This is a genomic window from Bacillus tuaregi (assembly GCF_900104575.1).
Lineage (GTDB): Bacteria > Bacillota > Bacilli > Bacillales > Cytobacillaceae > Bacillus_BD > Bacillus_BD tuaregi.
In genome coordinates, this window is the sequence record NZ_LT629731.1 from 3,252,166 (window position 1) to 3,265,038 (window position 12,873).

At 39.5% G+C, this 12,873-nt stretch carries 13 protein-coding genes; all 13 read right to left on the minus strand.

What is annotated here, in order from left to right:
- Positions 1–3: 3 nt before the first annotated feature.
- Positions 4–480 carry a hypothetical protein gene (locus BQ5321_RS18075; RefSeq protein WP_071395813.1) on the minus strand — a complete coding sequence of 159 codons (477 nt, stop codon included), beginning with the start codon at positions 478–480 and terminating at the stop codon, positions 4–6.
- 40 nt (positions 481–520) lie between these two features.
- On the minus strand, positions 521–1,522 hold the full coding sequence (floA, locus tag BQ5321_RS18080; protein ID WP_071395814.1) for a flotillin-like protein FloA: 1,002 nt from the start codon (positions 1,520–1,522) through the stop codon (positions 521–523).
- Between the two features lie 14 nt (positions 1,523–1,536).
- The gene (locus BQ5321_RS18085; RefSeq protein WP_071395815.1) at positions 1,537–2,313 is read right to left on the minus strand and encodes an NfeD family protein; all 777 of its coding nucleotides are present in this window, start codon (positions 2,311–2,313) and stop codon (positions 1,537–1,539) included.
- A gap of 141 nt (positions 2,314–2,454) precedes the next feature.
- Positions 2,455–2,898 carry a GatB/YqeY domain-containing protein gene (locus BQ5321_RS18090; RefSeq protein WP_071395816.1) on the minus strand — a complete coding sequence of 148 codons (444 nt, stop codon included), beginning with the start codon at positions 2,896–2,898 and terminating at the stop codon, positions 2,455–2,457.
- A 15-nt stretch (positions 2,899–2,913) separates the two neighbouring features.
- The gene (gene rpsU, locus BQ5321_RS18095) at positions 2,914–3,087 is read right to left on the minus strand and encodes a 30S ribosomal protein S21 (RefSeq protein WP_015595024.1); all 174 of its coding nucleotides are present in this window, start codon (positions 3,085–3,087) and stop codon (positions 2,914–2,916) included.
- Between the two features lie 324 nt (positions 3,088–3,411).
- On the minus strand, positions 3,412–4,761 hold the full coding sequence (mtaB, locus tag BQ5321_RS18100; RefSeq protein ID WP_071395817.1) for a tRNA (N(6)-L-threonylcarbamoyladenosine(37)-C(2))-methylthiotransferase MtaB: 1,350 nt from the start codon (positions 4,759–4,761) through the stop codon (positions 3,412–3,414).
- Positions 4,762–4,763: 2 nt separating this feature from the next.
- A complete protein-coding gene (locus BQ5321_RS18105; protein WP_071395818.1) occupies positions 4,764–5,519 on the minus strand; it encodes a 16S rRNA (uracil(1498)-N(3))-methyltransferase in 756 nt (251 codons plus the stop codon).
- A 136-nt stretch (positions 5,520–5,655) separates the two neighbouring features.
- Positions 5,656–6,594, minus strand: coding sequence for a 50S ribosomal protein L11 methyltransferase (gene prmA, locus BQ5321_RS18110; RefSeq protein ID WP_071395819.1), 939 nt, complete (start codon positions 6,592–6,594; stop codon positions 5,656–5,658).
- Between the two features lie 18 nt (positions 6,595–6,612).
- Positions 6,613–7,749: a molecular chaperone DnaJ gene (dnaJ, locus tag BQ5321_RS18115; RefSeq protein WP_071395820.1), complete on the minus strand. Its 1,137-nt coding sequence runs from the start codon at positions 7,747–7,749 to the stop codon at positions 6,613–6,615.
- Positions 7,750–7,950: 201 nt separating this feature from the next.
- Positions 7,951–9,780, minus strand: coding sequence for a molecular chaperone DnaK (gene dnaK, locus BQ5321_RS18120; protein WP_071395821.1), 1,830 nt, complete (start codon positions 9,778–9,780; stop codon positions 7,951–7,953).
- Between the two features lie 28 nt (positions 9,781–9,808).
- Entirely contained in the window at positions 9,809–10,402 is a 594-nt protein-coding gene (gene grpE / locus BQ5321_RS18125; protein WP_071395822.1) for a nucleotide exchange factor GrpE, read from the minus strand.
- Between the two features lie 107 nt (positions 10,403–10,509).
- The gene (gene hrcA / locus BQ5321_RS18130; RefSeq protein ID WP_071395823.1) at positions 10,510–11,541 is read right to left on the minus strand and encodes a heat-inducible transcriptional repressor HrcA; all 1,032 of its coding nucleotides are present in this window, start codon (positions 11,539–11,541) and stop codon (positions 10,510–10,512) included.
- Between the two features lie 124 nt (positions 11,542–11,665).
- Positions 11,666–12,796: a radical SAM family heme chaperone HemW gene (gene hemW, locus BQ5321_RS18135; RefSeq protein WP_071395824.1), complete on the minus strand. Its 1,131-nt coding sequence runs from the start codon at positions 12,794–12,796 to the stop codon at positions 11,666–11,668.
- Between the last annotated feature and the right edge of the window lie 77 nt (positions 12,797–12,873).

Below are 12,873 nucleotides of genomic sequence, written 5' to 3' on the forward strand. Positions count from 1 at the left end.
TGACTAGCTTCTAGCTTTTCGCCTTTGATATGGATTCTTAGCACGAGGAGGTCCAAGAATTTCAGCCCAAATCACGGCATCCACAAGTGTTTTTTCTTGTACTTTTATTTCTGGCTCTCTTTTCTCTTCACTTATTGTATCTTTAACTGCAATCTGCGGTGTTCCTGATTTAATATTCTGCTTACCAGAATGCTGTGTACCGGTTTCTTTGAATTGGTTCACCACTTGTTTCTTTTCCTCATAAACCTCTGCCATTTTTTTAACAGGAGCCTTTTCCTCATCTGACAAAGTACTCGTCATTTCCTTGAAGATTTCTTTCATCTCATCAAACGGATTGCTCGGCCCCGCTGTTTTTCTTGATGGTGTATGCGGGCTTCTCTGTCTTTGGTTTTCAGCTGCCTTTTTCCTATTTTTAAACAGAGATGACAAGGCGGCAACTAATATAATGATAATAAAAGGATTATCAAAGAGTATTTCCAATTGTGGAACCTCCTTTCTGCTGATTCCTTGGCATCAGCATCTATTCCTTTTTATTTTTACCGTCTTTAGGACCGGACATTTTCCCAATAGATTCCCGCATATCTGTATCAGCTGTGATATTTTGCAGGTTCATATAATCCATAACACCTAAATTACCTGAACGAAGTGCTTCCGCCATAGCAAGTGGGACCGTTGCCTCTGATTCAACAACCTTTGCTCTCATTTCTTCTACCCTTGCTCTCATTTCCTGCTCCTTAGCTACAGCCATCGCTCGACGCTCTTCAGCTTTGGCCTGGGCAATATTCTTATCAGCATCCGCCTGCTCCATCTGTAGGTGCGCACCGATATTTTTACCGATATCCACATCAGCGATGTCAATCGATAATATTTCAAAGGCTGTACCAGAATCTAACCCTTTTGCAAGGACTGTTTGTGAAATCATATCTGGATTTTCTAATACTTTCGTATGGTGTTCAGAAGAACCAATGGTGGAAATAACCCCTTCCCCAACACGGGCTATTATCGTTTCTTCCCCAGCACCACCGACAAGCCGGTCAATATTTGCTCTAACCGTGATTCTAGCTTTCGCTTTTACTTCAATGCCATTCATAGCCATCCCTGCAATAAATGGTGTTTCAATTACTTTTGGATTAACGCTCATTTGTACAGCCTCTAATACGTCTCTTCCTGCCAAATCAATGGCTGCACAGCGCTCGAACAGTAATTCAATATTCGCACGGTGTGCGGCAATCAAAGCATTAACCACCCTGTCCACATTACCGCCTGCTAGGTAATGGCTCTCAAGTTGATTCGTTGTTACATTAATTCCTGCCTTATGCGCTTTAATTAGCGGGTTAATAACCCTGCTTGGAATAACCCTTCTTAACCTCATTCCAATTAGGGTAAAAATACTCACTCGTACTCCAGCTGCAAGGGCTGAAATCCAAAGCATTACCGGGACAAAGGTAAATAAAATCGCTAACAAAATAATCCCTATTACAACGGCCACAATTAAAAATGCTGATCCTGCTGATATAACCATAAAAACCCTCCTTATTATTCTCTATCTTTATTTACTATTTCTCTTACAACTATTCTTGACCCTTCCGTTTTCACTACTTTTACTTGAGAGCCTTTAGCAATAAATTCTCCTTCAGATACCACATCAATTCGTTCTTCACCAATAACAACCATACCTGAAGGACGTAAATCAGTTAAACAGGTACCGACAACTCCCACCAGTTCTGTTCTATTTTGATTAGATACATAGCCTTGTTCCGTGCTTGTAGAATCAGTTAGGATTAATTTCTTGAAAAATTTCATTTTTTTATCATACACCTTTATCATAACCACGCAGGCTAGAATAGAAATTGAAAATGCAATAAGTAATGAAATACCCATTTGAACAAAATTATTTCCAGCAAGGAAAAAACTAGCCAAAAAGGCTCCGAAACCAAAAATACCAATAATTCCTCCTGGTAAAACTAATTCCAATAAAATAAGGATAATTCCGGTCGCAAATAAAATGACGGCTGTAATCCCTGCCGAGCCGATAACAATATGACCATAAAAAAACAGGAGAAACGCTAAAATCCCCACTATTCCAGGGAGTCCAATTCTAGGAGTAAATAATTCAACGACAAAGCCTAAAAACCCAATTGTAAGTAAAATGGTTATGACAATTGGCTCGGTTGTAAAAAAGGCAAGTTGCTCTAAAATGCCACCGTTTATTTGACCATCTCCTTTCATCATTGAAGCACTAACACCGGCTGGAATTGAAAGCAGAATAAAAGCGGACAGGCCCCATAACAATCCGACATGACGGCTAAGCATATACTATCCTCCTCCCTATCTTAACACCCTAAGGATATTTACGTTTCATGTTCAAAAAAGTTTCACTTTCATAGTATATGGAAAAAATTAAAAAGACTGCAGTAACTGCAGTCTTTTAACCATCATCATGTAAGATTATTGTTATGAAAGGTGTTGTTGTACAAGTTTATTTACAAGTGATCCATCTGCTTTGCCCTTTACCTTCGGCATCACTGCTGACATCACTTTTCCCATTTCTGCTTTTGATGAAGCACCCGTTTCTAAAATAGCCTGTTTGACAATTTCAGTTACTTCCTCTTCAGATAGCTGCTCAGGCATATATAATTCTACGTACTGTAATTCAGTACGGATTTTTTCTGCGAGATCTTCACGACCAGCTTTTTCAAATTCATGGAGGGAGTCCTTGCGTTGTTTAACTTCACGTGAAAGGACATTTACTTCTTCTTCTTCAGATAGCTCTGACCCAAGCTTGATGGCTTCATTTTGAATAGAAGCTTTTATCATGCGGATAGTCGTAAGCTTATCTTTTTCTTTGTTTTTCATCGCTTGCTTTATATCAGAATTTAAACGTTCGAGAAGACTCATGAATTACACCCTCTCTTAGAACTTACGTTTTCTTGCAGCTTCAGACTTCTTCTTACGCTTAACGCTAGGTTTTTCATAAAATTCGCGCTTTCTAGCTTCTTGAATAGTACCAGATTTAGAAACAGTACGTTTGAAGCGTCGAAGAGCATCTTCAAGCGATTCGTTTTTACGAACGACAGTTTTAGACATTCTCTTTCCCTCCCTCCGAGCACAACACACTTACATCAATCCATGGAAATTCCATGTACTTTGCAATTATAATATATCAAAGAAACTAGGTCAACTGTAATTCGTACTGACTTGTATCGATTATTTAATTTCCAATCATAAGCTAGATGGATTTCACGAGCAAGAGAGACCGACAAGTTTAGTTTTTCCCAATAATTTTGACGCTGGCACTGGCTCCAATCCTTGCTGCACCAGCATCAATCATATTTTTTACATCCTCTGCTGTTCTAATTCCTCCAGAAGCAAAAAGAAGCTGTCTAGACAGCTCCTTTTCTCTCAGTATTATTATACTGCCTCATTTTTTATTTCTGAATCCTCAAGGACACGAACAAATTCCCCTTCATTGTATGGGTAACCTGCTCTTGCTATTTTGACCTTAACAATTTCACCGACCATGTCTTCCGTAGCAGGGAAGACAACCTTTAAATAATTGTCAGTATAACCAACGTATAAGCCTTGATTTGCTTCTTCCTTGAATTCCTCTTCAGGAATTACCTCTAATACTTCGCCTTCAAATTTAGAGGCATATTCTTTTGCCAGCTGATCTGATAAGGAAATCAAACGGTGAACACGTTCATTTTTCACGTCCTCATCTACCTGGTCCTCCATTCTGGCCGCTGGAGTGCCTGTCCGTTTTGAATATGGAAAGACGTGTAGCTCAGAAAATTGATGCTCCTTGACAAATTGATAGGTTTCCATAAATTCCTCTTCTGATTCACCTGGGAAACCAACAATAACATCGGACGTAACAGCTAAATCTGGCATGATTTCTCGTAATTTCCTTAATCTTTCCGCAAAGGAGGCCATTGTATATTTTCTTCGCATTCTCTTTAATACAGTGTCTGATCCAGATTGAAGTGGGATATGCAAATGTCTGACAATCACATTTGAGTTCTTAATGACATCAATGACTTCATCAGATATTTGACTGGCCTCAATCGAAGAGATTCTAAGACGCTTTAATCCGTTGACATTGGCTTCTAAATCACTTAATAGCATAGCGAGGTTATAATCCTTTAAATCTTCTCCATAACCGCCTGTATGAATTCCAGTTAACACAATTTCCTTGTAGCCTGCATCAACAAGCTGCTGTGCCTGGTGAATGACTTCCTTAGGGTCACGGGAACGCATTAAACCTCTTGCCCATGGAATAATACAAAATGTACAGAAGTTATTACAGCCTTCTTGGATTTTCAATGAAGCCCGTGTGCGATCGGTAAAGGAAGGTACATCCAATTCTTCATAAACACGACTCTTCATAATATTTCCAACTGCATTGATTGGCTGACGTTCTTCCTTATATTGGTTAATATATTCAAGCATTTTCACACGATCCTGTGTTCCAATGACAATGTCTACACCTGGTATCGCCATAATTTCAGCTGGTGACGTTTGTGCATAGCAGCCTGTTACACAAATAACAGCATCAGGATTTTTTCTGATTGCCCGTCGAATAACCTGACGACTTTTTTTATCGCCGGTATTAGTTACTGTACAAGTATTGATAATATAAACATCTGATCTTGCTTCAAAATCTACACGCTCATAGCCTTCTTGTTTAAATAATTGCCAAATGGCCTCTGTTTCATAGTGATTTACTTTACAGCCAAGTGTATGGAATGCAACTGTTTGCATTATTAATTCACCTCGAGTAATTCTAATTGATATGATACCGCAGATAGCAGGTATAGCGGGGCTGTTTCTGTCCGCAGTATTCTTGGTCCCAGCCCACAGGGATGAAAGCCGTCTGCTTTCAGCTTCTCCACTTCATTATCCGTTAAGCCGCCTTCCGGTCCGAACACAATAAGTAAAGAGCCGCCTTTTTCCAAGCCTTTTAAGCTGGATACAAGCGCTGTAACCTCGCCTTGTCTTGCTTCCTCCTCGTATGCCACTAATTTTACATCATATGACTTTGCATCCTTTAGAAGTGCTGAGAGATTAACAGGCTCTGTAATTTCAGGGATGACGGTACGATGAGATTGCTCAGCAGCTTCCTTTGCAATTTTTTTCCACCTAGTAATTTTTTTATCTGCTTTTTTTCCATCCCATTTCACGACAGAACGATCTGCAGTAAAAGGGATAAACTTTGCTGCACCAAGCTCGGTTCCTTTTTGAATAATCCACTCCATCTTATCCCCTTTAGGCAGGCCGCTCACGATTGTCACTGTGACAGGCAATTCAACCGACTCTTCCTTCCATTGTATAACGCTAGCTGTCACTTGGTCAGTGGAAATTTCTGCAATTGAACAGAGAGCGGTTCTCTGATCATCACTTACACAGATGATTTCATCCTTTTCTTTCATTCTCATCACCTTGGAAATATGATGACAATCCTCTCCAGTGATAAAAAAACAATTATTATCTGTTGAATAGGAAGCAAAATATCGCTGCATCCCTCGAGCACCATCCTTATATAAAATGAAAGCGGCTGAAGTCTATAGAATATCAAGCCCTCTACAAATAAATCATTTTACCGCAAAACAATTAAAAAGGGCGTGTGGAAATTAACACTTAGCCCCTTTTTTTCATTTATTTTCTTTTTGCAATAAAGGCAACCCAGTCCTCCATATAAAGTGTTTCTTCAATTTCAAAACCAGCACCTTCAATGGATTCTCTTACTTGGTCCTTTTTTTGTTTGATAATACCGGCTGTGACAAAATAGCCGCCCTCTTTCACACATTTAGCAGCATCATCTGTAAAGCGCAAAATCACTTCGGCAAGAATATTAGCCACGATGACATCTGCCTTCGTGTCGATTCCTTCTAGTAAATTGTTTTGTCGGACCTCAACGATCTCGTGCACCTTATTAAGCTTTAAATTTAATCTGGCAGATTGAACCGCTACCTCATCTAAATCTAAAGCCGTCACCTTTTCAGCACCTAACATAGCTGCGGCAATGCTTAAAACACCTGAGCCTGTTCCAACATCGATGACAGTGTCAGCTTTTTTTACAATCCGCTCGAGGGCTTGAATGCTCATAACCGTCGTTGGGTGTGTTCCTGTACCAAAGGCCATACCCGGGTCTAACTCAATGATTAGCTCATCACTACTTACAGGTGTATATTCTTCCCAAGTAGGTACAATCGTAAAATACTTAGAAATTTTCACGGGATGATAATACTTTTTCCATGCCGTTGCCCATTCTTCTTCGTGAACCTCCGAGAGAGAAACACTATTTTTTCCAATGTCTATATTATAGATAATCAAATTATTGATTGCCTCTTTGATTTCCTCAACCGTTTCACCTAAAAAGCTATTAATCGGTAAATAAGCTTTTATAATAACGCCTTCCTCAGGGTAATCTTTCGGATTTAGCTGGTAGATTTCGCCGAAACGATCTTCCCTTTCCTTCACAAGTTCTACCGGGTCTTCAATGACCACACCGCTCGCACCTGCTTCGTGCAGAATGTTGGAAATCGGTTCAATTGCTTCATTTGTTGTATGAATACTGATTTCTGACCATTTCAACGCTACCAACTCCTAATATTATTCACCCTTGAACGCTCTTCTTACTTTTCCGAAAAAGCCTTCCTCTTGGTCATCCTTTGGAACCGCTCCGCTGATTTCAGCAAATTCCTGCAGTAATTGTCTCTGTTTCTCCGTTAGCTTTGTTGGGGTAATAACCTTTACAATAATATGCTGGTCCCCGACCCCACGTCCGCGGACATTAGGAACTCCTTTTCCTCTTAAGCGGAATTTGGTCCCTGTTTGCGTTCCACTTGGCACTTTAAGCTTCACTTTTCCATGCATGGTAGGAACTTCTATTTCATCACCAAGTGCTGCCTGTGCAAATGTGATTGGCATCTCACAGTAAATATCATCTCCGTCACGTTCGAAAAATTCATGTGAACGAATATGGAAGACAACATACAAATCACCCGCTGGTCCACCGTTAGTACCTGGTTCACCTTGTCCGGATACGCGTAATTGCTGTCCATCATCAATACCTGCTGGAATTTTGATGGATATTTTCCGGCGCTTTTTCACTTTCCCAGTACCGCCGCAAGTAGAACATTTATGTTTTATTTCTTGACCTGTTCCATGACAATAGTTACATACCCGTCTATTTACAATTCTGCCAAACGGCGTATTTTGTTCAATATTTAATTGCCCTGTTCCATGACAATGTGAACACGTCTCAGGCTTCGTCCCCTTTTTAGCCCCGGAACCATTACATGTTTCACAGTTTTCCTCACGTGGGATTTCAATTTCTGTCTCTTTTCCGAATACAGCATCTTCAAAAGATAATGTCATCGTGTATTGTAAATCAGCACCCTGTCTTGGTGCATTTGGATCACGCCGTCTACCGCCGCCCCCGCCGCCAAAAAAGGTGCTAAAAATATCCTCGAAGCCGCCAAAGCCACCAAAGTCTCCACCGCCGCCGAAACCACCAAACCCTTGATTTGGATCGGTATGACCAAACTGATCATAGTGGGAGCGTTTTTGATCATCACTTAATACTTCATAGGCTTCTTTGATTTCTTTAAATTTGTCTTCTGCACCTGGATCTTTATTGATATCCGGATGATATTGCTTTGAAAGCTTCCGGTACGCCTTCTTAATTTCATCTTTTGATGCACTTTTACTTACGCCAAGTACCTCATAGTAATCCCTTTTATCCATCATTGCCACTCCCCGAGTCTTTTCACATGAAAATTATTGTAGCATTTCTCTGTGGGTAATATCAATTATTTTTAGATGAGTAAAATAAAAGTCAAAGCCAAGTAAGACCTGACTTTGACTTTTAGTTCATCATATTATTTTGTCTATCACTCCAAGCCATCCAGTCCTATATCACAAGTGTGGCTTGGCAAAAGACTATAATTACTTATCGTCTTTTACTTCTTCGAACTCTGCATCAACTACATTGTCATCTTTCGGAGCGCTTTCGCCTTCTGCTCCCTGTGCTGCTTGCGCTTGTTTTGCTGCTTCTTCATATAGTTTGACAGATAGGTTTTGAACAATCTCTTGTAAGGCATCTTTTTTCGTGCGAATTTCATCAAGATCATTTTTCTCGATAGCTGCTTTCAGTTCGTCTTTTGCTGTATTAGCCTTTTGAACCTCTGCTTCGTCCACTTTACCTTCAAGGTCTTTAATTGTTTTTTCTGTTTGGAAAACAAGCTGGTCTGCTTCATTGCGAAGCTCAACTTCTTCTTTACGCTTCTTATCTGACTCAGCGTTCATTTCAGCTTCTTTGACCATTTTTTCAATTTCCTCATCTGTTAAACCAGTAGAAGATTTAATCGTAATCGTTTGTTCTTTATTTGTACCAAGGTCTTTAGCACGCACGTTAACAATACCGTTTTTATCAATATCAAATGATACCTCGATTTGTGGAATTCCTCTTGGTGCTGGTGGAATATCACTTAATTGGAAACGTCCGAGTGTTTTGTTGTCATTAGCCATTGGGCGTTCACCCTGTAGCACATGAATATCTACTGCTGTTTGATTATCAGCAGCCGTAGAGAACACTTGAGATTTTGAAGTTGGAATGGTTGTATTACGATCAATTAGCTTCGTGAATACTCCACCCATTGTTTCAATTCCAAGTGATAGCGGAGTTACATCAAGTAATACTACATCCTTAACGTCACCTGTGATAACACCGCCCTGAACAGCAGCACCCATTGCTACCACTTCATCAGGGTTTACACCTTTATGAGGCTCTTTTCCCGTTGCCTTCTTGATTGCTTCCTGAACAGCAGGAATACGAGTTGAACCACCAACAAGGATGACTTTATCAATTTCTGACGTTGAAAGACCTGCATCACTTAAGGCCTGACGAGTTGGCCCCATTGTACGTTCAACCAGATGAGAAGATAGCTCATCAAATTTAGCACGTGATAATGTCACTTCTAAGTGAAGTGGACCAGCTTCTCCCGCTGTAATAAATGGTAATGAAATTTGTGTGCTTGTTACACCAGATAAATCTTTTTTCGCTTTCTCAGCCGCATCCTTCAAACGCTGTACAGCCATTTTATCTTTAGATAGGTCAATTCCATTTTCTTTACGGAATTCATCTACTAAATAATCAATAATGACTTGGTCGAAGTCGTCACCACCAAGACGGTTGTCACCAGCTGTTGCTTTCACCTCGAATACACCATCACCAAGCTCTAGAATCGATACGTCAAACGTACCGCCGCCGAGGTCAAATACCAGGATCGTTTGATCTTCGTCTGTCTTATCAAGACCATAAGCAAGTGCTGCAGCCGTTGGCTCGTTGATAATACGTTCTACTTCAAGACCGGCAATTTTACCAGCATCTTTTGTTGCTTGACGCTCTGCATCATTAAAATAGGCTGGAACGGTAATAACTGCTTTGGTTACTTCTTCACCTAAATAGGCTTCAGCAGTCGCTTTTAAATTCTGCAGAATGATTGCAGAAATTTCCTGCGGACTATATTCTTTACCTTCAATTTCCTCTTTATGATTCGTACCCATATGACGTTTAATTGAAATAATCGTATTTGGATTTGTAATTGCTTGACGCTTTGCTACTTCCCCAACCTGTCTTTCGCCATTTTTAAATGCGACAACAGATGGTGTTGTCCGGTTTCCTTCTGGATTTGGAATAACCTTCGGTTCGCCGCCCTCCATGACAGCCACACAGGAGTTTGTAGTTCCTAAGTCAATACCAATGATTTTGCTCATATTCCTTTCCTCCCAATCGATATGTAGATTACTGATTTACTTTTACCATTGACGGACGGATGACTCTGTCCTTTAAGAGATAGCCTTTTTGGAATTCTTCCACGACGATGTTTGTTCCAAAATTCTCATCCTCAACCTGCATAACTGCTTGATGAATATGTGGGTCAAACTCTTTCCCAACTGCTTCAATTTGCTCTGCACCTGCGTTCTTAAGAGCCTCAAGCAGTCCTCTGTAGACCATTTCCACACCCTGTAATAATGACTTAGCCTGTTCATTTTCAGCTTCCATCTTTAGTGCTCTTTCGAAGTTATCAATAGCAGGCAAAAGATCAGTAATCAAGCTTTGTGCCTTATATTTTTCACTCGCTTCAAGATCAAGTCTTGCACGGCGACGAGAATTTTCAAAATCAGCCTGAATACGAAGAATCCGATTCTCTGCTTCATCTAGCTTTGCTTGTAATTCAGCGTTTTGCTTTTTTAATTCATCTATTTCTTTTTGCAAAGGCTGTTCGTTAGCTTCTTCCATTACAGGCTCTTCAGCAAAGACCTCTTCAATCGCATCCACTTCTTCTGTAGCCTCAACTGCATCTTCAGCAGTCTTTAAATCTTTTTCTGACACCATTTGTCACCTCCTCAAAAGGATTTATTAGTTTCTAAATAAATTAATATATGAAAACATATTGAAAGGGATGGAAATGGCTTATTCCACCCTTAACAATATTTCCACGTCTATTTCATTTGATACAACTTAGTTAAGACTGTAGATAAGTCATGGGATAACAATTGCATTAAACTAATCACTCTGGAATATTCCATTCTCGTTGGTCCAAGAATGGCAATGGAGCCCAACTGCTCTTTGCCAATTGAATAGGATGCCGTAATAAAACTGCAATCCTCCAAGGCTGAATTAACATTTTCACGACCAATTTTAACATGTATACCACTTGGATTTTTACGAATAATCTCATAAAAATCCTTTTCCTGATCAATTAAGTCCAGTAGGTTACGAACTTTCTCAATGTCGTGAAACTCAGGCTGGTTTAGCATATTCGTTTTACCGCTAAAGAATAGCTTTTCATTATGCGATACCTTTAAGGAATCACCAATGATATTCAGCATAATATCATAGTTTTCAATGTGGCGGCGCAGTAGAGCAGCAATTTCCAGAAATAATTTATTGTTTAAGCTGTCAAGCGGTACCCCAGCCAGACGCTCATTTAAAATATTGACCGTCTTCTCAAGATCACTTGCATTCATCGATTCAGGCAAATGGAATATTTTATTTTCCACATGACCTGTATCAGTTACAATGATAGCCACTGCTGTTTCTTGATTCAGTGGAACGATTTGAATTTTGCGTAATTTATTTTCCCTCACAGCAGGACCAAGTACAATAGCTGTATAATTCGTAAGCTCAGATAGGATTTTTGCTGATTTTTGCACAATTTTTTCCATTTCATAGATCCGTTCAGCAAAAACCGATTTTACTTTATGGATATCTTGAAAATTTAGCTTCTGCGGCGAAAGTAAATGATCGACATAATATCGATAACCTTTTTCAGACGGTATTCTACCGGAAGATGTATGTGTTTTTTCAATAAATCCCAATTCTTCTAAGTCTGCCATTTCATTACGAATTGTGGCTGAACTGAAAGATATCTCATCCTTTTTTGCCAAGCTTCTAGATCCAACCGGTTGGGCGTAATGGATGAAATCATCAACGATCACTTGCAGAATAAGCAGTTGTCGATCCGTTAACATATTCATCACCTCTGTTAGCACTCATAACTTGCGAGTGCTAATTCTAATATTAAAATATCAAATATAAGGGCAGAATGTCAATATAAATACAACTTCTGCTAAAAGCAATATTTACTCTTCTTTCCTATAAAAATGCCTGAAAAACCTCGTTTCCTAAAAAACGGCCCCGTTTTGTTAGATATATATGGTTATGACTTATTTGTAGCAATTTTTTATTTATGAGCATTTCAATTTCTTGATTAAAGATTTCAAGCGGATTCTGTCCAAATTTGGCTTGAAAACGACTAATGGAAACACCTTTTATCTTTCGCAACCCAAGAAACATCTCTTCTTCCCACATTTCTTTTTCACTCAGCTTGTTTTCCTCAATAATGGGGAGCATACCCTCTTCAAGTGGAGTCATGTATTTTTTCAATGGACCGTAATTGGACCGTCGGACTCCGTTCAAATAGCTATGGGCACCGGCACCAAAACCAAAATAATGTTCATTATTCCAATAGGTTAAATTATGAATGCTTTCAAAGCCTTTTTTAGCAAAATTGCTTATCTCATATTGATGGTATCCATGTTTTTCCATTTGCTCAATTAGTATTTCGTACATAGCTGCCTCTTCATCCTCTTCAGGTACATGCAGCTTTCCCTTTTGCATCAGCTGATAAAAGATTGTTTTCGGCTCAATAATCAATGAATACCCTGAAAAATGGGTTGTTTCCAGAGTAAATGCCGTTTGTAAGGTTTCATTAAATTCAGCTATGGTTTGACCAGGCAACCCGTACATTAAATCGAGACTAATATTTTGAAACCCAGCCTTTCTTGCTGCTTCAACGGAGTGAAATACATCCTCCGCTTTATGAACTCTACCTATTTTCTTCAGCAGTTCTTCGTTAAAGGATTGGACACCAAAGCTAAGCCGGTTCACACCCGAGTTATTTAGTATTTTTAGCTTTTCAAAGGATAAATCTCCAGGGTTAGCTTCAAACGTAAATTCAACTCTATCAGCGAATGGAATATGTTCACGAATAATGAAGCATAATCTTTCCAGTTGGCTTTCGTTTAAGGCGGTGGGTGTTCCTCCCCCAACAAAAACGGTTTGAATCTTCGATTCAGGTAGCTCAGAGAGTGTTATTATTATTTCCTTTTCAAGTGCAGTTAAGTACTCATCCACTGGCTGTCCCTTTAAAAAAACCTTATTAAAATCACAGTAATGACATATATGCTCACAAAATGGGATGTGTATATATGCAGCTTTTATCATCATGCTACTCTCCTTAATATATGAAAAAGAGGCTAATGACTCTCCAAATCATGAAGACCACCAGACCTCTCTCGGAT